The organism is Leifsonia sp. NPDC058248, from assembly GCF_042881905.1.
Lineage (GTDB): Bacteria > Actinomycetota > Actinomycetes > Actinomycetales > Microbacteriaceae > Leifsonia.
This window is the reverse complement of record NZ_JBHVXB010000001.1, coordinates 245,478-266,123: the sequence shown is the minus strand read 5'-3', so window position 1 is coordinate 266,123 and position 20,646 is coordinate 245,478. Positions and strand designations below refer to the sequence as shown.

Below are 20,646 nucleotides of genomic sequence, written 5' to 3'. Positions count from 1 at the left end.
CATTTCGTGATGTGATTCGCGAGGGCTGTGACAGGGGCCGAAGGATGATCCTACGGCTGAACGACCTCTACGATATGTCCGCTCCCTGCGTCGGCGTAGAAGAAAGCGTCGGTGTATCTGGACAATTCGACGACGCTGGGTCAGAATCGTGCGGTGCTCATCCCCGACGGATTCCCCGGCCAGCGAATGCTGGTCCTCCCTCGCCCGCGCGTGCGTGAATTCCTGCATCAGGAGGGCACGACGCGCCTCGTGGTGACCGACTGCGGGTACTTCCCGGAGGCCGAGTCGCACGGGCGCCGGCGGATCGCCCCCATCGCCCAGGTCGTCGTCATGGCGTGCGTCGAGGGGGCCGGGTGGTGCGAGACCGAGGCGGGACGATTCCCGGTGCAGCAAGGCCAGGTGGTCATCCTGCCCCCTGGTCAGCCCCACGCCTACGGCGCCGACGCCGTCGATCCGTGGACGCTCTGGTGGTTCCATGCGTCGGGTCCGGAGATCGAGCCGTTCCTGCGCGTGGCCGGGATCACCGCCGGAAATCCTGTCCGCCGGCCGAGGGACCTCTACCCCGTGGTCTCGCTCATGTCCGAAGTCCTGCAGTGGATGGAGCGCGATTCGACGACCACGAGTCTGGTGGCCGCGTCGGGAGCGGCCTGGCATGTCCTGACCCGACTGGCGGCCGAACGTGCACGATCCGACGATTCGGGCGATGTCATCGAGCACGCGGTCGAGTACATCCGAACACACATCGTCGACCGCATCACGGTGCCGGAGCTGGCCGCGATGGCCTCACTGAGCAGCTCGCATTTCGCGGCGCTCTTCAAGCGCGAGGTCGGCTACCCGGTGCTGCAGTACCAGACCCTGCTCCGGATGGCGCGGGCCCGGGAGCTGCTCGACGTCACGTCGGCCACGATCGCCGCGATCGCCGCCGAGGTGGGCTACCCGGACTCGTTCTACTTCGCGCGGCAGTTCAAGAAGATCCACGGGGTCACGCCGCGCGAGTACCGCGACCAGCACAAGGGCTGATCGCGGTGCTCGACGGTCAGGTCATCGCGTGACGGTGGCCGGCTCCGCCTCGTCGAGCAGCTCGCGGGCCAGCGCGTTCGCCGGATCGCGTTCCGCGATCGGCTCGAGCAGACCGCGCGCCTTCTCCGGCTCGTCCGCCAGCAGCGCGAGCTGCGCGTCCATCGCCGTCACCAGATCGCGGTGCCCCTGCTCGAGGTCGTCCCAGAAGATCAGCATCGACGGCAGCGAGGTGGCGAAGTAGTCGATGACCGGATGCTCGTGCCGTTTCGATTCGACGTACTCCCGGAGTCCGTCCGTGAGGCTCGCAGCGCGCTCGGCGTCGCCGAGTCGCGACGCCGCCACGATGGAGTAATACGTCATCGGCGAATGCGGAACGGTCAGCATCGTCGTGAAGTCGCCTCCACTGCTCGCGGCGGAGCTCCAGGCGTCGTGCGCCTCCGCGTCGAGGCCGGCCTCGCAGGCGGCATCACCCAGTTCGAGCAGGATGTCGGAGAAGTTCGCGAGCGGGTGGCGTGCCTCGCCGAGGAAGCCCGGCACGTCGATCGCCGCACGGAGCGCGCTCACTGCGTCGTGCGGACGGTTCTCGGCCCTGGCGCGTCGCGCGACCGCTCGCTGGGCCATCGACCAGACGCGCACGGTCTCGCCTTCGCCGCCCTCCCACGGGCTGAACCGACGTTCGCCCATGAAATGGATGGCTTCGTCCTCGCGACCGACGAGGACGAGGAGCTCCGCATAGGCGAGCGCGAGATCGTCGCGTGTCGAGACGGAGCCGGGATGGGCATCCAGAGCCGCGATTCTGAGCTCGGCAGGCACACCGACCCGCCGGGCGAGCTGGTCCGCTTCGTAGAGCAGTTTGGCGTCGCCCGGAGCGGCGGCCAGCGCCTTCGCATAGGACTCGACGGCCCGAACGGAATCGCGCTGCACGTTGTAGGCGGCCAGTCCGAGTCCGCGCAAGACCACCGGATCGCCGGGAGCCAGTTCGTCCGCGCGTCGAAGGTGCGCGATCGCGTCGTCGTAGCGGCGATGGAAGTAGAGCCAGTGCCCGAGGAGGGCGTGGGCTCGCGCGTCGTCCGTGTGCGCGATCCGCCGCTGAAGCATCAGCGCGTCGTCGAGCCCGGATGCGAAGCAGCGGTCAGCGCTGACCGTGCGCGCGAGGGTCAGCGCGTCGGTGGCTGCGGCGGTCTCTCCCCGCTTCTCCAGGATCTCGGCTCGCTCGTACTGGATGAGGGCAAGGGGATCGCCGGCGCCGTCGACCGGGCTGAACCGCGCGGCCTGCGCCGCAGCGTCGAGCGTCCGCAGGGCGTCGTCGACCAAGCCGAGGGCGCGGTACTCCTCCGCGACATCCCGAAGCGTGCCCGCGTCGGTGTCCACCCGGCCGTCGGCGAGATCGCGGAGCCACGCATCGAGCCGGTCGATCGTGCGCGCGCCGTCGAGGAGGGCTGCGGCCTCGGCGTCGCGTCCGAGCTGCCGCAGGGCGATCACCCGGATCGCGATCGCCTGGAGCTGATCGGCGTCGAGGCGCGACACCGCCTCTGCGCGTTCCGCCGCCTCCCGCCACCGGCCGGCGCGTGCTGCGATCCGCGCCAGCTGCAGGCCGGCCGGCGACCGCCAGGCGAAGTTCCACATGCTCTTGGCGAAGGAGTCGGCGGCTTCCGCGTCCCTGCGCTGAGCCGCGAGCACCACGCCGAGCAGGTAGGAGGCCTCGCCGTCCGCCGGATTCGGGTTGCGGTGCGTCTGGCGCGCCAGTGCGGTGCGGAGGTGGGCCTCGGCCTCGTCGAGCCGGCCGGATGCAAGACAGAGCGACGCGAGCGAGACGTTCGTTCGCGAGTCGCCGGGGTCGCGGCGGAGGACCTCGCGCCAGTACGGCTCCGGCGAGCGCGTCGCGTGACGGTACTGAGCCAGATGCACACCGGTCAGGTAGAGCTCTTCGATCGACTCGATGTCCGACGGCGGAGGCGGCTCCGTCGCCGTCTCGACTTCGCCGGGCGCCGCGTCGCGATAGCGGGTGGATGCACGGGCGAGCTCGCCTGAGGCATCGCTCACGATCAGCTCGACGTCGCCGTCGGCCGGTACGGGCACGCGCTCGATGAGCGGACGACCGGGCTCGATCGTGGTCTCGGTCTCCCAGATCACCGCGGACGCGTCGTCCAGCAGGCGAACGGAGACGGCGGACCGGCGTGAGGTCATCGCGACGCCGATGCTCGCGAACCGGCCGGCCTCATCGTCGGCGACACGGAGGCTGAGGGCGGTCTCCGTGGACGCCTGGCTGAGGGGCCCGATGCCGTGATACGGGAACCAGTACTGGCTGAACGTCTTCGTCTCGCCCGGCGCCAGGTACGAGAAGTCGGGCTGATTGTCGGTGTAGACGCCGGCCATCAGCTCGACGTACGCTCCGTCGCCGTCGCTGAGGTTCGCATCCCACGCCCAGCCGAACGGCGAGTTGCCCCACGTCCACTGCTTCTTCCCTGGGGCGATGTGGTGGTCGGCGACGTGCGCGAAACCGAGCTCGGAGGCGTAGTCGTATCCTCCGAAGAAGTCGTCCTCGCTGGCGACGCACATGTACGAGGTGGGCACGGGGATGTTCCGGTACCAGTCGAGACGGTCGGCGTCCGGTCCGCTGTACTCGGCGCTGTCCGGGTCGGCGCGGGCCGGGTAGTCGATGCCGTAGTAGGCGCGATCGGCGGCCGGGAAGGCCGTGATAGCGCGTTTCGCGTGATCGGCCACGACGTGGACGTCCGAGGGGAAGAACGACTGGTAGTCGTCGTGCACGCGCACGGCGACGTTCGCCCACCACAGAAAGGTCTGGGTGACGGCGGTCCGGTTGAACAGCCGGACGCGCGCCTCGATGACCGAACTGCCCGGGCGCAGCCGGATGCCGTGCATCCCCTTCATCCGCGCGAACGGGTCGTGGTCGGAGCACCACACGGTGATGGAGCCGTCGGGCTCGCGCTCGATCGTCCAATCCATCGGGAGGAAGGTCGCCGGCCGGTGGTGCTGCGGCCAGTTGAATTCGATGCCTCCGGAGATCCACGGACCCGCGAGGCCGACGAGCGCGGGCTTGATCGCGTTGTTCCGGTAGAAGAAGTCGAGTCCGGTGAGCTTGTCGATCGCGATGTGCACGCGTCCGCCGATCTCAGGGAGGATCGCCAGACGCACGTACTCGTTCTCCAGGTGGATCGCCTGCCAGAGTCGCTGTCGCGGCTCGTGACTGATCGATTCGATGAACGGGAGCGGGTAGACGCGACCGGATGACCCCTGGTAGACCCTGGTCTCGAGGAAGGCGGGCATGCGTTCCGGTGTGCCCGGTTCGTAGGTCCGCAACTCAACCGGTTCACTCCACGCGGCGACAGGTGCGTCCTGCTGGTCGGCAGGGGTCGGAGGCAGAGGGAAGCTGGCATCTGATGCGGACATATCGAGGACTCTAGAATTCAACCGAGTGGCTTGGGAAGATGCGTTTCAATGCATCACCCGGACGATTCGCTGATCCGGGGTCCGGGTAGCCCGAAATGTTTACCCTCACGCGGGAAGCATCCGGAGCGCGTTTCGTCGGACCCTGGTGCGAGACTGGGGGCGTGCTGCTCGACGAGCTCGTGAACACTGCTGATGCCGTCGCATCCACCCGGTCGCGACTGGCCAAGGTGGATGCGCTCGCCACCCTGCTCGCGGCGCTCGAGCCGGACGAGATCGCGCCCGCCGTCGGGTTCCTCGTCGGCAAGCCGCGGCGGGGTCGCGTGGGTGTCGGCTGGAGGGGTCTCGCCTCCGCTATGGGTGACCCGGCCGACGCCCCAAGCCTCACCGTCGCCGACTTCGATGCGTTCCTCGACCGGCTCGCCACGACCTCCGGCGCCGGTTCGGCCGCGGATCGCAGCCGGGAGCTCCGGGACTTCACCGCACGCGCCACCGCTCGCGAACAGGACTTCGTGAGCCGGGTGCTGCTGGGCGAGATGCGAACGGGAGCGCTCGAAGGGGTGCTGACCGACGCGATCGCGCGCGCTGCGGACCGGCCGGGCGACGTGGTGCGCCGCGCAGCGATGCTCTCCGGCGACCTCGGCGAGACCGCTCGCCTCGCGCTCACCGGCACCGCGGCGGAGCTCGACGCCGTCGGGCTCGTGGTGGGGCGGCCGGTGCTCCCGATGCTCGCGGCGACGGCGGCGAGCGCGTCCGCTGCCCTCGCAACGACCGGCGAGGCGTCGGTCGAATACAAGCTCGACGGCGCGCGCATCCAGGTTCATCGGGCCGGCGACGACGTGCGTGTCTTCACCCGCAACCTCGCGGACATCACCCGCCGGGTGCCCGAAGTGGTCGACGTCGTGCGGCGCCTGCCCGTGCACGACATCATCCTCGACGGGGAGACCCTCTCACTCGACGAGGACGGCGCACCGCGGCCCTTCCAGGAGACGATGTCGCGCTTCGGCGCGGAGGCGGCGCGCGAGACGTTGCTGCATCCGTGGTTCTTCGACGTGCTGCACGTCGACGGTCGCGACCTGCTCGACGAGCCCCTCGCGATACGACTGGCCGAACTCGAGCGGGTCGCCGGCGCCCACCGCATCCCCGGAGAGGTCACCGCCGACCCCGAGGTGGCCGAGCGCGTCTCGCGCGACGCCCTCGCCGCCGGTCAGGAGGGCGTCGTCGTGAAGGCGATCGGTTCGCCCTATGCGGCGGGGCGTCGCGGTTCGAGCTGGATCAAGGTGAAGCCGGTCCACACCTACGATCTCGTGGTGCTCGCGTGCGAGTGGGGGTCGGGCCGGCGTCAGGGCTGGCTCTCGAACCTCCACCTCGGCGCACTCGACCCGACGGGCGAGTTCGGCGATCCGGGCGATTTCGTGATGGTCGGCAAGACGTTCAAGGGGCTCACCGACGAACTGCTGCGGTGGCAGACCGAGTACTTCCCGCAGATCGAGGTGCGGCGCACAGCCGGCACGGTGTGGGTGGCGCCGACGACGGTGGTCGAGATCGCGATCGACGGCGTGCAGCGCTCGAGCCGCTACCCGGGCGGCATCGCACTGCGGTTCGCGCGGGTCAAGCGCTACCGAGACGACAAGCCGCCGGCCGACGCCGACACCATCCAGACACTGCGCGGCCTGCTGCGAGAGTAGTCGGACGCAGCCGTCGCGCAAGGCGAACGGTAGCTTCCCGCGCGGCGCGGTTCAGCGAGATTCGATGTGGTGGAACCGCAATGCGTGTTTGAAATCGGGATCGGACAGTTCGATCGGCAAGCCGTTGTCCACTACCGCGGGCTCTTTCGACAGTCCCGCGTCGACCGCCCGCATCCAGTACGCCCACGAGGTTCCGGCGGCCTCGCCCGAGCGTCCGTACTTCGAGGGGAACTGAATACCGAGCGGTTGCGAGCCGTCGTCCAGGGTGACTTCTTCTCGGAGCCAGGTCGCAATGCGCGTTGTGAGCTTTCGGTCGCTCGACGTCAACTCCGACAACGTCAACGTGCCGGTGATACCCCACTTGAGGAGTGTTTCTTCGAGGGCTGCGGAGACGGTCGACAACGTGTCGCTGCTAGCCACGTCCACCCACCAGCCATCAGGAAAGGTGATTTCGTAGATCCTCCGGCCATCACGCCAAACCGTTGGTAACCACCCCGGTTGCATGTTCCCAGCCTTCAGCCAGTCGTCTTCGACCATTGCTCGGGCCTTCTTGGCTGAAATCCCGAACAGTTCAGCCGTCTTCCGAATGGCTCTGTCATGAGCGACGGCTTCCTCGTGCGCCCACGCCAGCGCCTCAATGTATGCCGTCGCAGCGCTATCCGACGCGTAGACGGTTCGCCCGGGCGTATCCCACCGGCTCCACCTCCGTCGCTTCGAGCCGCTGCGAACGGGCGGACTCATGGGTCCGTAGGACGATTTGGCCACCCGGTGCACCAGCGTGCTTGGACTCTTAACCAGACGCAGTCCGCTGGCCTTATCTAGCCGATCAGTCACCCGAGGAAGCCATCTTCCACCATGGCAGCAGCCGCCGCCGCCGCTTCTTTGAACCGGTTCTCTCGGATCGCATCCACCGGGGTGTCGTAATCGAGCAGCGGGTTCGACCCGATGAACCACAATCGAGCGACGTGTTCACCCTCAGACGCAGTGATCGCAAGCCACTGGGTGTGTGCAAACTGCAGGCGGCGCACCGCCTCGTTCTTCGGCTCGGGGCCATCAGCGCGCGCCCACTTGTAACTGATTTTGGGATCCTTGCTGCCAGCCAACGACGCGACAAGAGTCGCCCCGAGGGCAGAGTTCAAGCGCCTCGTAATCTCTCGGATGCCCAGCTTTGCGGAAGCCGCATGGGCGTTGCGAGCCGTCACAGCAATGTTCATCGGAATCACCTCACCAGCACACTAACACCGAGGCGCGCTGAATCCAATGAAAATCTACTGGAAATCTACTTGATTGCGACCACAAAAACAGCCTTCCGTGCCGCCGTTTCAACGCTGCTGAGTACCCGCAGCCCGCTCGCTTCGTCTGCGTGAGGGCTTGCCGTAGACGGCGTGCTCGAGGCCGCGGATGTAGCCGATCGCGAACAGTCTGCCCAGGGTGCCGTACGCGGGGCGCTCGTTGGTCTCGCCCTCCATAGTCGGCACGTGGTCGGGGCGCATCGGACCGGAGAAGCCGATCTCGGCGTACGCCCGCATGCACTCGGGCAGGTCGGTCTGGCCCTCGTCGTGGAACGTCTCGACGAAGTCGTCCGCCGTCCCGCGCACATCGCGAAAGTGCACGAACGCGATCTGGTCGCGGGCTCCGAACTCACGGATGAGGGTGGGGAGGTCCTCACCCATCAGCGCGAAGTTGCCCTGGCAGAACGTGATCGCGTTGCTGGGAGACGGCTTCAACGCCATGAGCCGCCGGTAGGCATCCGGGGAGCGCATGATGTGCGGGACGTTGCGTCCGATCGCCCGCGGCGGGTCATCCGGATGCATCCCCAGGCGGACGCCCGCGTCCTCGGCCTCCGGGATGACCGCGTCGAGGAAGTACTGCAGCCCCGCCCACAACTGCTCCTCGGTCACCTCGCCGGCCTCGGCGAGAGGGGGGAGCCCCTCGGAGTCGGAGGCACGGAACCCGGTCACGAGCGCGCCGCCGCGGCCGACGGTGTCGGTGCTGGTGCGTCCCCAGCTCGAGATGGCCATCCAGTTGTAGCAGAGCGTCCGGATGCCCAGCCGACCCATCGCCCGCACCTGCGTGATGACGTTGTCGATCTGTTCGTCACGGCCGGGCTGTGCAAGCCTGACCTTGTCCATCGGCGCGGTGTCCTCGATCGCGATGGTCGTCAGCCCGTGGTCGGCGAACGTCTCGATGTCTCGCGCAATCGCCGCTTCGCTCCACGGGGTGTCGTCGGCAGCCGCCCCGACGAAGCCGTCCTTGCCGACCGAGGCGAACATCCGCTGGTCTTGTTCGGCGCCGTTCAGCGTCGCGACGACGGTGTCGACCCCGCACTGCTTGACCAGCTTCCAGAGCGGCTCCGGCCGTGGTGCGAGCATCTCGCTCAGTTGGATCATCGTGTTCCTCCGTTCGGCGCCGGCTCGCGGGGAGCCAGGGGTTGGGTCAGACGCGTGGGCTCAGGCGCTGGTGGTCAGGCGGTAGTGGTCGAAGGCGGGATGGCTGCGGCCAGGCGGGCGAGGAGGCCTCCGTCGACCCGCAGCTCGGCGCCGGTGACGAAACTGGCCCGCGGGCTGCTGAGGAACGATACGACCTCGCCGATCTCGTCGGCGCGCGCGATGCGGCCGAGCGGGTGGGCGGTGCCCCAGTTCGCGAGCACGTCCTCGACGTCGTGCTCGGCGCCCTCGCCGAACAGCACAGCGGATGCCCGGAGCATCGGGGTGTCGACCGAACCCGGGCTGACGCTGTTCACGCGCACGCCCTGCGCCGCCTCGTCCACCGCCAGCGAGCGGGTGAGCGCGATCAGCGCACCCTTGCTCGCCGTGTAGGCGGCCACCTGGGTCTGGGTCGCGGTCGCCTGCACCGACGACACGATGACGATCGCGCCCGCACCGCTCGCTCGCAATGCAGGCAGGGCCGCCCGCGCCGCCAGGAAGACTCCGGTCACATTGACCGCGAAGACCTCATTCCAGGTCTCGAGGGAGGTCGACGGCACATCGCCGTACCGCTGGATGCCCGCGGACGTGACGAGGATGTCGAGCGCTCCGAAGTGCTCGAGCGCCGCGCCCACGGCGGCCTCGCTCGTCTCGGGGTCGTCGATCGGCCCGGCGACCGCGACGGTACGTCCGCCCGCATCGGCGATCTCGGCTGCCGTCTGCTCCGCACCGGCGAGGTCGAGTCCATGGACGACGACCGCTGCGCCCTGGCCCGCGAGGGCGAGGGCCGCACCTCGGCCGATCCCTTGCGAGCCGCCGGTGACGAGGGCGACGCGCCCGTCCTGTTCGGGCATCATGCCCTCCTGTCTTCGATGGTGATGCTGAGCGGGATGCGCGTCGATGCGCCGGGCCCGAGGCGAAGCGTACTCGTGCGGTCGGGTCCGCTGGTCGGGACGCTGGCCGGTTCGATCGCGAGCACCCGCGCGCGCCGGTACCAGGGGAACGACGCCGTCTCGTTCAGCTCCTGCCACACCCAGGCGTACGGCAGCAGTTCGCCGTCCCAGTCGAGCCGCACACCGAGGCCGAGGTGCGGATTGACGATGGACGCGAAGGGGCGGGTGAATCCGCCGAGCCAGCCGAAGAGCTCCCGCCGGGTCTCCGGACCGGGAACGGCGGCGAGGTCGACGGAGCCGCCGGTCGGGTCGACGGCGTTCGGCCACTCGAATTCCGCTCCGGCGGCGAGCGCCGTCGCACGCTCGGGATCGCTGACGAAACGCGTGGCGCCCGTCTCGATGACGCACGGGCCATCGAGGAAGACCCCTCCGAACGCCGGATGCTGCACGTAGTCGAGCTCGATCGTCACGTCCGAGCCGTTGCTGAGCATGTCGGTGACCGTGATCGTCGCCCCGTCCACCTCCACCACGCGGTCGATCCTGACCGGAACGGAGAAGAGCTCGACGTGCAGCCGCGCCCGGGCAGTGCTCACCTCATCGACCGACCACGGGACGATGGAGACCTCGCCGTGGAACCCGACCGGTGCGCCGTGCACCCTGCGCGGGTCTCCGGCGACCGGGCACAGCGTCTGCCATCCGCCCCGGTACTGTTCCAGCCATGCAGCCGTCGGATCCGCGGTCGAGGGCGCACGGCCCGCACGCACAGCGTCGGCATGGGAACGCCACGGCGTCCGGAAGAGGAGGTCGATTCCGGTGCGGACGTCGACCAGCGACAGGATGTCGGCGCCGCGACCCGGGTCGATGTCGGCGCGGATCGCCTCGGTCTCCAGCCGGATGAGGGACATGGTCACCCCGCGAAGGCGTGCACGGGCGCGCCCCCGGTGTCGGTGGCGACGGCGAAGACCGATCCCGCGAGCGGCTGAGCACGGAGCTCCTTCTCGGTGAGGCCCGAGCGCGCCGACGTGATGTAGAGCGTGCCGTCGTGCCCGAAAGCGCAGCTGGAGACCTGCGTCACGGGCAGCGCGCACTCTCCGATCAGCTCGCCGGCCGGCGTGTAGCGCTGCACCACGGATGCGCCCCAGACGGCGATCCACACGCAGCCGTCGGCGCCGACCGCGAGACCGTCGGGCAGGCCGGCCTCGATCCGGCACAGAGTCTCGAACTCGCCGATCTCCCCGCTCTCGGCGGTGTAGCCGGCGACCAGCAGCTCGTGGGTCATGCTGTCGGCGAGATACAGTCGCGTGTCGTCCGGGCTCCACCCGATGCCGTTGGGAAGCGTGAGCCCCGTGGCGACGATCTCGCTCGGTCCCGCGCCGTCCCACCGGTGCAGCGCGCCCACGCCGGGTACGAACTCGCGATGGGTGCTCCCCGCCCAGAGGCGTCCGCGCGAATCGCACGCCGCGTCGTTCATCCTCCGATACGGCTCCGGCAGCACCGGGTCGATGATGCTCAGGCCGCCGTCATCGAGGATCCCGAACCCGTCGGCGACGGCGACCGCGAAGCCGGGATTGGTCTCCCGGGGGAGCGCCGCGCCGAGCGTCGTTCCCGTCGGCGTCGAGGTCGTCGTTCCCGACTCGAGGTCCGTCTCGAAGAGCAGCCCGTTCTCGATGTCGACCCAGCAGAGCCGTCCGCTCCGCTCGTCGATCACGGGCCCTTCGCCGACGGCCGCCTGAGCGCGGACCACCACCTCGGGAGCCGGATACTGCTTCACCCTCGTCATGATCGCACCCTCCTCGTCGTCTGAGCCCGGACGTCGTCGTCTAACCCCGGAGCAGGCCGTGCGGTCCGAAGGCGAGCCGCGCGAACCGCTCGCCCATCAGCTGCTGCACATCGTCGGCCGGGTGCAGGTTGTCGGGCATCGGCAGGCGCTCGTTGTCGGCCGCGCCGTACAGCTCGAGGCCGTCGAGGTAGTGCAGGTTCGGGTCGGTCTGCGACCGCTCGCCCACGATCCGTTGCAGCTCGGCGCGGATCACTGAGAGGCTGAGCTTGCCCTCGGCGACCTCCTCCGGGGTGCCCGCCGAGATCGTCCACGGGTCTGTCCGGCTCGGGTCCTGGATGGTCGGACCGGCGGAGTGCTCGACGGGCCCGCAGAACACCGGTGAGATCAGCAGCAGCGGAGCATCCGGATGCCCGTCCCGGATCGTGTCGAGGAAACCGTGCACCGCCGTGCGGAACACTCGGAGCCGCATCTGGTCGCCGTTCACGATGTTGATGCCGGCTTTCACGCTGAGGACGTCAGCGGGCGCATCCCGCATCGTTCGCGCCGTCAGCTGGTCGAGCATCGCGTTGCCGGAGAACGCGACGCTCGTGAGCTCGACCCCGGATGCCCGTGCCGCGGAGACCGGCCAGGTGCGGGTCGTGCGCGTGGCGACGTAACCGTGACTGATCGACGACCCGTGGTGGAGCCAGCGCAGGGTGGTGACCGGCGCGGGCGGTTCCACCGGTGCATCGGCGCGGAGGGCGAGGAGCTCGACCTCGTCGCTGTACGGCAGCCACAGTTCGACGTCTTTCGGGCCGGCCGCCAGCCCGTCGAAGCGGAGGGTGTCGGGCTCGCCGGGCACGATGTACGCTTCGGGCCGCTCGAAGGTGAAGACGAACCGGTTGCCGGCCGACGACGGCTGCGCCTGCACCAGCGCGCCGTCGACGACGAGCTCGTAGAGGGCATCCGGCATCGGCGCCGTCTCGCTCTCGATCATCTTGGTGGCGAGCACGTCCAGTTCGAGCGTGGTCGCCGCGGTGCGGAAGGCGAGCCGGATGCCCGCGCTCTGCGACACCGAGGCGAGCATGAAGTCGTCGGGGATCTGCGACCACTGGGCGGCACCGAGGCGACGCGCCAGCAGTCCGCCACGCACGGTGCGCTCGACACGTATCGCGCCGCGGATCTCGGCCGGGCCGCCTTCCAGCGGCACGTCGGTCAGCGGCACGTCGGTCAGCCGCGCATCCGTCAGCGAGACCGCGCCGACCACCGCCTCGCCCGTCACTCCTCCTCCACACGCCCGTCGGCGTGGATCGTGTAGCTGCGGCCGCCCGCCCGGAATCCGGTGAGCGTGGCCTCGGGGTCGAGCCGGGTCGCGCATCCGCCGGCCGTCACGGTGCCGTCGATGCCGACGCGTGCGCCGAACACCGACTCCAGGATCATCGCCACCCAGGCGCCCGACGAGGCGCAGGCCCAGTCGTTGATGTAGGGCAGCTGCGGCGGAGCCTTGCGGGCGCCCCCGTTGATTCCGGGAAGGGCCTCCTCGACGAAATGCGCCTGTCCGGCCGGCCCCTGATTGGTGGAGCGGACGAGACCGTCGAGCCAGGGCAGTGCCACGTCCTCCGCGCCGAGCGCGAACAGTGAGCGGGCGGCGTCGGCCGGCCACGCCGGGTACGCACCGTTCCACTGGTGGTCGGGCCGCACGCTGAAGCTCGCATCCGGATCCCAGGGCGACAGTGCGCGCATCCAGTTGTCGGTCTGCAGGTCGTGCTGGAAGAAGCGCACCATCTCTTCGCGGATGCGCGGGTCGAGGTCGGCCGCGATAGTGGTGCCGACCACGTTGAAGTCGTAGCAGTGCTTCACCGGGATGCGCGTGCCGTCGGGCTGCCCGGCGGCGAAATGGCCGGTGCCGTCGAGGTAGAGCGCGAGGACCTGGGGCAGCAGCTGCTCCGCCTCCGTGCGTAGGCGTTCGGCTCCGGCCGTGTCGCCGAGCCGCTCCAGGATGCCCGCAGCCGTCCGCAGGTTCCACACGTTCGCGGCGTTGAGGCTCGCGACCTCGTGCGTGTAGGAGCTGACGCATTCGAGCAGGTTGTCGATCTCGCCGTAGTCGGCCAGCGCGCTCGCGCTCCGCAGGCCCTTCCAGGCTTCGGCCCACTCGACCACGTGGTCGGCGACCCGGGTGGCCTCGCGGTCGCCGGCTCCGATGAGCTCCTCGAGGAAGCCGAGGTCGCCGGTGTGACGCACGTAGTCGTCGACCAGCCGGGTCATGGCGTAGTCGTTGACCGAGTACCAGCGGCCGACAGCGCCGCCGGTGAGGGACGACGTGCCGAAATGGGTGTGGATGTCGCTGGCGATCCAGTGCCGGAGTTGCCGCCGCATCTCCTCCGGGTCGAGCATCGAGTGCACGACCGAGCTGAGGCTGTAGTCCCAGATGAACGTGGTCGTCGACCAGTAGTTGGGCATCAGGGTGTCGTAGCTGCGGCCGTGGACGTTGCCTGCGAACTCGCGGCGGAACCAGATGACGCCGAGCGCGCCCCACCAGTAGAGGCGGCGCAGCGTGTCCGAGGTGGTCTCGAGCGCAGGAAGGTGGCCGGAGTATTCGCTGTTGTTCGGCGTGAAGATCGCTTCGAGTTGGTCGTTCCACATCGTCTCGGCGGCGGCGACGGCAGCCGGCACGTCGGAGGACACTCGAGCGAACACCGCCTCGGCTTCGTCGCGGGTGGTCGCGATCGCCTGCACGTAGCCGAACCGGCCGGTCTCCCCCGGCGCCAGCTCGAGGACGGTCGAGAGCTCGCCGCCGCGACCGGCGCCGCCGATCCCCACCTCGAACTCGTCGACCGGTGTCGGGGGGACCGCGCTCTTGGCGGCCCGCGACGGGCGGTCGAGGCCCTGGATGCTCCACGCGGTCTGAGCGGACGAAGCGAAGACGAGGCGGTCGCCCCGGGCATCCACCTCGACCTCGTTGCGCTCGCTCGGCGACTCGGCGTCGCCCCAGGCGCCCTCGGCCTGCACGACCCGGGCGTTGACCGCCAAGGTCAGCGTGACCGAACGTCGTTCGCTCCCCCGGTTCGTGACGCGCACGTCGATCGCGACCGCCGTCTCGCCGGGCACGCACACGGTGGTCGTCTCGAGGTCGAGCCCGTCGACCGACGCGCTGCGCACGACGCGGTCGGGCCGCCAGGCGTGAGCGATCGGGATGCCGAACGACTCGAACACGCGCCCGTCGACGAACAGCGCACCGGTCTGGGCGAGGCCCTGCGACACCGGCGGGAACGTCACGGCCTGCAACGACGCGAGGTCGTGCCCGACGACGGTCGTGCCCAGGAAGTTCGTGAGCCCGGGCGGCGCGATCAGGTCGTCGTAGTGGTGGGTGATCACATCGGCGGCGAGGTCGTCGACGGTGGGGATGGTGCGGGGCATGGATGCTCCTAGCTGAGGTCAGTACTGGCCGAGGGCCAGACCGCGGGAGAAGAACTTCTGCGTGAAGAGGAACAGCACGACCGTCGGCAGCGACACCAGGATGCCCGCCGCGAGCACGGTCGACAGCTGCGCGCCGCCGTAGGTGCTCTGCATGCCGGCCAGCGTCGTGACGATGGGCCGGACGTTGTCGGACTGGCTCAGGGTGAGGCCGAGGAGAAGGTCGTTCCAGATGAAGGTGGCCTGCAGGATGAACACCGCGATGAGCGCGCTCGACGCCATCGGCAGGTAGAGGCGGAAGAAGATGCGCCAGCTGGAGGCGCCGTCGACCACCGCCGCCTCGAACACGTTGTGCGCGATGCCGGTGAAGAAGTTGCGCATCACGAACGCCGAGAACGGGATGGAGATCGCCGTGTAGACGAGGATCATTCCGAGCTGGGTGTCGAACAGGCCGGTGCGGGAGTAGCCGTCGAACAACGGCAGGAGGACCATCTGCAGCGGGAACACCGTTCCGCCGAAGATGAAGACGAACCACCAGAAGCCGTGCTTGAGGCCGAGCGCGACGATCGCGAACCCGGCGCCGGCCCCGACGAGCACGGCGATCACGGGCGACACGATCGAGTAGATCACCGTGCTCGTCAGGCTGTCGCCGAGGTTGCTCAGGTTCCAGGCCTCCACCATGTTGCTGATGAGGTCGGTGCCGTTCGGGATCCACGATTGGCGGGAGTCGTACGCCTGCGGCGACTTGCTCGCGTTGATCACGAGCAGGTAGACGGGCAGCAGCCAGATGAGGCCGAAGAAGACGAGCACGGCGGTGCGCCACGCGCGGGATGCGGTCGATGCCATCGGGGTGCTCCTAGATCTCGTGCTTCTTCGACAGCTGCTGGCGCAGGTACAGGATGCTCGCGAGCAGCGTCACGACGGTGAGGAACACCGCGATCGCCGACCCGAGGCCGTACTGGCTGTTCACGAACGTGTCGTTGTACATGGTGAGGGCGAGCGTCTCGGACACCCGGCCCGGTCCGCCCTTGGTCATTCCGAGCACGATGTCGAAGGTCTTCAGGCTGGCGACGATCGACAACCCGATGACCACGGTGGTCAGGGGCCGCAGCATGGGCCAGAGCATGCTGCCGAAGAGCCGGAACCCGCGGGCGCCGTCGAGCCGTGCGGCCTCCAACGGCTCCTTCGGGATGGACTGCAGTCCGATCGTGAAGAGGAGCGCATTGACGCCGACACCCTGCCAGGCGGCGGCGATGATCATGACGACCGTGTTCAGCGGAGCATCCAGGAGCCATCGCGGCGTGCTCCCGACGCCGAAGAAGTGCAGTGCCTGGTCGAGGGCTCCGTTGCTCTGCAGCACGAACGACCAGATGAGGCCGACGCCGATGCCGGAGATCGCGTAGGGGATGAGGAACGGGAGACGCAGCCACACCCCGCCCTTGAGGTTCCAGGTGAGGAGGGCCAGCATCAGCCCCAGGCCGACCGGGATGATCAGAGTGCCGGCCACCCAGAGCAGGGTGTTGAACAGCGAGTTGAGGAAGTCGGGGTCCTCGAACATCTCGATGTAGTTCGAGAAGCCGGTCCAGGTGGGATCGCCGAGGCCGTTGTAGTCGGTGAAGCTCAGGAACACCGTCCAGAGCAGGGGCAGGTAGAGGAGGACCGCCACCAGGAGCACGCCCGGGGTCACGAAACCCCGGGCGGCCCAGCGGTACTGCTGTTTCTTGTCGCTCACTACTTCTTGCTTGCCCAGTACTTGTCGGCGGCGTCCTGGATCTTCTGCAGGTGGGGCAGCGGGTTGCCCGGGTTGGCCGAGAACGCCCCGAACTCCTCGAGCGCCACGTTCAGGACGGGGGTCGGCGCTGCCTCGAAGTAGCGCGTCACCAGCTGGTAGTCGCCACCAGCGACATCCTCACCGAGCTTCTTGAGTCCGGCGTCCTTCGCCTCGGCTTTCGGGTTGAACGGCACGTCGCCGCGCGCGTTGCTCCAGGCGGTCTGGGCGTTCGGGCTCATCCACCACTTGGAGTAGGCGAGTCCGAGATCCTTCTGCTTCGAGCTCTGCGCGACGCACATCGGTCCGGTCTCGACGGGGACGGGCGTCTTCGAGAGACTCGGGTCGACCTTCGGGATGATGAAGTAGTCGTAGTCGCTGCCGGCCTTCATCCCGACGCCGTCGAGCGAGGCGCCGAAGAAGGTGCCGAAGTTGATCATGGCCATGTCGCCCTGCTTCAGCATCTGGGCCGGATCGGTCTTGCTTCCGGCGTCGCTGAACCAGCCCTTCTTCTCCTGCGCGAGCCACTCGTTCATGATCGCGACGATCTTCGGGTCGGTGTACTTGACCGAGCCGTCGGCGAGGCCGTTGTAGAGGGCGGGGTCGGTTCCGGCGACCAGCGTCTCGAACCACGGGAACGTGAAGAGGGTGCTGGTCTGGTAGAACGGCGTGACCCCGTTCTTCTTCAGCTTCGCGGCGTCATCCATCAGCTCCTGCCAGGTGGTGGGCTTCTGGATGCCGTACTTGTCGAAGATCTTCTTGTTGTAGTACATGACCCAGTACGCGATGTTCATCGGCACGCAGTACTGCTTGCCGTCGACCGTGTAGTACTTCTCGAGGTCCTTGCTGACGTTGCCGTCGGCGATCGCCTGCTTCCAGACCGACGAGGTGTCGGCGACGAGCTTCTGGTCGACGATCTGGTTGAGCGAGTCGCCGGTGGACCAGGTGAAGAGGCCCGGGCTCTGCTGCGTGCGGAAGGACTGCTTCACGAACGCCTGGTACTGGTTCTCATCCGAGTAGCCCGTGGTGTTCAGGCTGATCTTCACGTCTTTCTGCGACGTAGGGTTGAGAGACTGGAACTGCGGCTTCCATGCGGCCTTGTCCGTGTAGAACTTGAGGGTTCCGGTCGTCGCGGTGCTCGAGCCCCCGCCGGAGCATCCGGCAAGCAGGAGGCCGGTCGCGAGCACGGAGGCGACCAGTCCGATGGTGCGTTTTCTGTTCATCTGAACTCCTTTGTTCGGGTACGGCCGTTCGGCCGTACCTGCGCCCCCACCTGCTTGGTATCGTTACCAATACCGCAAGCAAAGCTAGCAGGATTCCTAGTGCCCTGCAAGGACGCGGACTTGTTGTGGTGCTGTGGTGCGGACTGTGTTCAGTTATCGGTGGTGCGGGTACCCCGCACCGAGGCTGCGACCGTGGCGAAAGTCTCGCTGGTCGAGTCTGCGGTGCGGCGGATCAGGTACGGCCCGACGGATGCGGGCACGATGAAGGTCTCTGCGTAGTGGATGCGGTAGGGCTCGAACGCGTTCGTCGGGCTCGCCACCTCGACGACGTCGCCCTCCACGAGGTTCAGCACGTTGACCGTGCCCTCGGTGTCGAGCTGCGCCTCGCTGTCGAACCAGTGGCGCCGGACCTCGATGAACTCGAGACTGTGCAGCCCGGTGCGCTCTTCGCGCACATCCTCGTCCTCGCGCACGAGCTCGACCTGGTCGATCAGGTTCTCCTCGACCCACTCGGTGTCGCGATCCCACTGGATGTTCTTGCGACCGTGGTCGAGGTGGATCGGCCGCGGGATGCCGTCGATGCCCACCCGACCCCAGTCCCAGAGCTTGAAGGTGAAGATGAACGGCGTCGCCGAGATCTCCAGCACCATCGCGTCCGCGCCCGACGCGTGCACGGTGCCGGCCGGGATCGAGAAGTGGTCGTGCTTGCGGGCGGGGAACGTGTTGACGAAGTCCTCGGCGACGAACGGATGCTCGCCATCGGTCGCCGCCTCCAGGGCCGCGACCATCGCATCCGGATCGATGCCCGACTTGAGGCCGAGATACACCTGGGCGCCGGGCTCGGCGTCGAGGATGTAGTAGCTCTCGTCCTGCGTGTAGTGCATCCCGAACGTGTCGAGGATGTAGTCGGTGAGCGGATGCACCTGCAGTGAGAGGTTGCCGCCCTCCATCGTGTCGAGGAAGTCGAACCGGATGGGGAACTCCGCCCCGAAACGGGCGAACGTCTTCTCGCCGAGCAGCGCGCGCGGCTGGGTGAGCACCAGGTCCATCGCTGGAATCTCGACCACCCGGCCGTCGGCCTCGAGCAGCAGCGAGTTCTCCTCCGGCACGCAGTCGAAGCACCAGGCGTAGTTGTCGGCGGACGGGTCGAGGTTCAGGCGTTCCTTCATCCACTGACCGCCCCAGACGCCGGGGTCGAAGAACGGCACCACGCGCAGCGGTGCGGCCGCGGCCCGGGCGAGTGCGCCGCGGAAGGCATCGCCCGTGATGAGCCCGGCGTTCCGGATGCTCGAGTTGGTGTCGAGCACGAAGTCGACGCGGTCGAACAGCGTGCGCTTGTGCCGGTCGGCGGTGCGCCATTCGACGAAGAAGCCGCGCTTGTACTTGCGCAGTTTGTCTTCGCCGGCGTTGTCCGTGTGCCAGTTCGTGGCGCCGCGTCGCTGGCGCTGCTGGATCTCCCAGCGGGCCAGGTCAGCCAGCACGAGCATGTCGGACTCGACAGGGACGAGCGCCGCGCCCCAGCCGACCAGGATCGTCGGCCGGGCGGTCTCCACGACAGTATCGGCCAGGGCGTCGAGCTCGGCTTCGACGTAGAACTCGTCGAGGGTGAAGTGACTCATCACGCCGAAGACGCGATCGTCGGTGAGCGAGCGGCAGATGAGGGAGTCGATCTGCTCGATCGGCTTCGCGGCGCCTTCCATGTCGATCACCGCGTACGCCGGAAGCGCCTCGCTCAGCTCCGCGACGAGGGCGGCCACGTCGACCCCGGGGTAGCAGTCGACCGCCACGATCGGCGCGCGGTCGCCGGCGGCCGCCCGAGCAGCCTCGTCGAGCTGCTGCCACGCTTCGGCGCCCAGCCAGACGCGGCTGCCGGCGGGCAGCGGCACGGACGGCTGTTTGTCGTAGCTCGAAGGGGATGACGTCACGGAGTGTCCTTTCGGGAGACGGCGGCCGACAGGCCGAGGAGCACAGAGTGCTCCGGCGCCGCAGGTGTGACCAGCGGCGGGCGGTACGACGATGACCACAGGTGCTCGTGGACGAGCGTGGTGAGGCGGGGGAGCACGAACTCTGCGGAGCGCATCACGCCGCCCGAGACGATGACCACGCTCGGGTCGTACGCGTGGCAGAGGCCGACGATGGCAGCGGCCCACGCGCGGAGGTAGCGGTCGACAGTGGGCGCGACGCGGGGGTCTGCGGCGTGCTCGAAGAGTTCCTTGAGGCCGGGGCGGGCTGCGGTGGCGCCTGTGGCGGCGGTGCCGGTGGCGTCGCCGTAGGCGCGGTCTCCGGCGGCGGGGTCTCCGGCCAGGGCTGCGGCGAGGTCCGGGTCGGCGGCGGCGTCGCGCTGCAGGGCCCAGGTGCTCGCGACGGCTTCGGCGCATCCGACGTTGCCGCAGTTGCAGGGCGGCCCGTCGAGGTCGACGGTGATGTGCCCGCCCAGGATGCCCGCGTGGTCGCGTGCTCCGCGCAGGAGCACGCCGTCGATCATCGCCGCGGTGCCGATGCCGGTCCCGAGCGTGACGAGCACCGCGTCGGTCGCTCCGGCCGCGCGGCCGTACGTTGTCTCGCCGAGCAGTGCCGCACGTGCATCGTTCTCGACGAGCGCCGGAACGCCGAATGCTTCAGCGGCCCAGGCGCGCAGGTCGCGTCCGGTCGCCCAGTCGTACTTGTCGTGGGCTGCGACCAGGGAGCCGCGCGTGCGGTCGACCACGCCGGGCAGCGCGATGCCGACACCGTCGATGCGCGCGGCGGCGCGGCCGGCCAGCTCGAGCGCGGCGACGCGCACGGTCTCCAGATCGGCTTCGCGACCGGTGTTCGGCAGGGCGGTCGCGGCGAGGATCTCGCCGCCGTCGAGCAGGCCCAGCTTGATCTCGGTGCCGCCGAAGTCGACGCACAATGCAGTCATCGTCTCTCCTTCTGTCGGCGACATCGTCGTGGTTGGTATCGTTACCATAGCGCACATCGCCGACCTGTCGTCAAGTCGGCTCCCTCATCCGGCCGCCGCAGCTCCCCGCCGGATGCGCGCCTCTCACCCTGCGCTCCGCCATAGG

The 20,646-nt window shown here is 68.7% G+C and carries 16 protein-coding genes; 2 read left to right on the top strand and 14 right to left on the bottom strand.

Annotation, left to right across the window (positions count from 1 at the left end; all coding sequences use genetic code 11):
* Positions 1-111 precede the first annotated feature (111 nt).
* Positions 112-1,020: an AraC family transcriptional regulator gene (locus tag ACFVV5_RS01440; RefSeq protein WP_387237827.1), complete on the top strand. Its 909-nt coding sequence runs from the start codon at positions 112-114 to the stop codon at positions 1,018-1,020.
* Positions 1,021-1,041: 21 nt separating this feature from the next.
* Here the strand turns inward: ACFVV5_RS01440 and ACFVV5_RS01435 are convergent, their stop codons facing one another.
* A complete protein-coding gene (locus ACFVV5_RS01435) occupies positions 1,042-4,431 on the bottom strand; it encodes a DUF5107 domain-containing protein (protein ID WP_387237825.1) in 3,390 nt (1,129 codons plus the stop codon).
* Positions 4,432-4,592: 161 nt separating this feature from the next.
* On the opposite strand from ACFVV5_RS01435, the gene ACFVV5_RS01430 reads away from it, so the two are divergent.
* Positions 4,593-6,116, top strand: coding sequence for an ATP-dependent DNA ligase (locus ACFVV5_RS01430; protein ID WP_387237822.1), 1,524 nt, complete (start codon positions 4,593-4,595; stop codon positions 6,114-6,116).
* Positions 6,117-6,167: 51 nt separating this feature from the next.
* Here ACFVV5_RS01430 and ACFVV5_RS01425 read toward each other — a convergent pair whose 3' ends face one another.
* From ACFVV5_RS01425 to ACFVV5_RS01365, 13 genes are all read right to left on the bottom strand, one after another.
* The gene (locus ACFVV5_RS01425) at positions 6,168-6,653 is read right to left on the bottom strand and encodes a hypothetical protein (protein ID WP_387237819.1); all 486 of its coding nucleotides are present in this window, start codon (positions 6,651-6,653) and stop codon (positions 6,168-6,170) included.
* A 293-nt stretch (positions 6,654-6,946) separates the two neighbouring features.
* Positions 6,947-7,330, bottom strand: coding sequence for a hypothetical protein (locus ACFVV5_RS01420; RefSeq protein WP_387237816.1), 384 nt, complete (start codon positions 7,328-7,330; stop codon positions 6,947-6,949).
* Positions 7,331-7,438: 108 nt separating this feature from the next.
* Entirely contained in the window at positions 7,439-8,506 is a 1,068-nt protein-coding gene (locus tag ACFVV5_RS01415; RefSeq protein ID WP_387237813.1) for a mannonate dehydratase, read from the bottom strand.
* A 74-nt stretch (positions 8,507-8,580) separates the two neighbouring features.
* On the bottom strand, positions 8,581-9,396 hold the full coding sequence (locus ACFVV5_RS01410) for an SDR family NAD(P)-dependent oxidoreductase (RefSeq protein ID WP_387237810.1): 816 nt from the start codon (positions 9,394-9,396) through the stop codon (positions 8,581-8,583).
* Entirely contained in the window at positions 9,396-10,340 is a 945-nt protein-coding gene (locus ACFVV5_RS01405; RefSeq protein ID WP_387238787.1) for a DUF4432 family protein, read from the bottom strand. The genes ACFVV5_RS01410 and ACFVV5_RS01405 overlap by 1 nt, the downstream gene beginning before the upstream one ends.
* Before the next feature lie 2 nt (positions 10,341-10,342).
* Positions 10,343-11,215, bottom strand: a complete 873-nt coding sequence (locus ACFVV5_RS01400) for an SMP-30/gluconolactonase/LRE family protein (RefSeq protein ID WP_387237807.1) — start codon at positions 11,213-11,215, stop codon at positions 10,343-10,345.
* Between the two features lie 40 nt (positions 11,216-11,255).
* The gene (locus ACFVV5_RS01395; RefSeq protein WP_387237804.1) at positions 11,256-12,476 is read right to left on the bottom strand and encodes an SGNH/GDSL hydrolase family protein; all 1,221 of its coding nucleotides are present in this window, start codon (positions 12,474-12,476) and stop codon (positions 11,256-11,258) included.
* Positions 12,473-14,611, bottom strand: coding sequence for a hypothetical protein (locus ACFVV5_RS01390; RefSeq protein WP_387237801.1), 2,139 nt, complete (start codon positions 14,609-14,611; stop codon positions 12,473-12,475). Before ACFVV5_RS01390 ends, ACFVV5_RS01395 begins: the two co-directional genes overlap by 4 nt.
* 18 nt (positions 14,612-14,629) lie before the next feature.
* Positions 14,630-15,454: a carbohydrate ABC transporter permease gene (locus tag ACFVV5_RS01385; RefSeq protein ID WP_387237797.1), complete on the bottom strand. Its 825-nt coding sequence runs from the start codon at positions 15,452-15,454 to the stop codon at positions 14,630-14,632.
* A 10-nt stretch (positions 15,455-15,464) separates the two neighbouring features.
* A complete protein-coding gene (locus ACFVV5_RS01380; protein WP_387237794.1) occupies positions 15,465-16,340 on the bottom strand; it encodes a carbohydrate ABC transporter permease in 876 nt (291 codons plus the stop codon).
* Positions 16,340-17,599, bottom strand: a complete 1,260-nt coding sequence (locus ACFVV5_RS01375) for an ABC transporter substrate-binding protein (RefSeq protein ID WP_387237791.1) — start codon at positions 17,597-17,599, stop codon at positions 16,340-16,342. The genes ACFVV5_RS01380 and ACFVV5_RS01375 overlap by 1 nt, the downstream gene beginning before the upstream one ends.
* A gap of 149 nt (positions 17,600-17,748) precedes the next feature.
* Positions 17,749-19,524 (bottom strand): class I mannose-6-phosphate isomerase, encoded by a 1,776-nt coding sequence (locus ACFVV5_RS01370; protein WP_387237788.1) that lies wholly within the window; start codon positions 19,522-19,524, stop codon positions 17,749-17,751.
* Positions 19,521-20,501, bottom strand: coding sequence for an ROK family protein (locus ACFVV5_RS01365; RefSeq protein ID WP_387237786.1), 981 nt, complete (start codon positions 20,499-20,501; stop codon positions 19,521-19,523). Before ACFVV5_RS01365 ends, ACFVV5_RS01370 begins: the two co-directional genes overlap by 4 nt.
* Positions 20,502-20,646 lie beyond the last annotated feature (145 nt).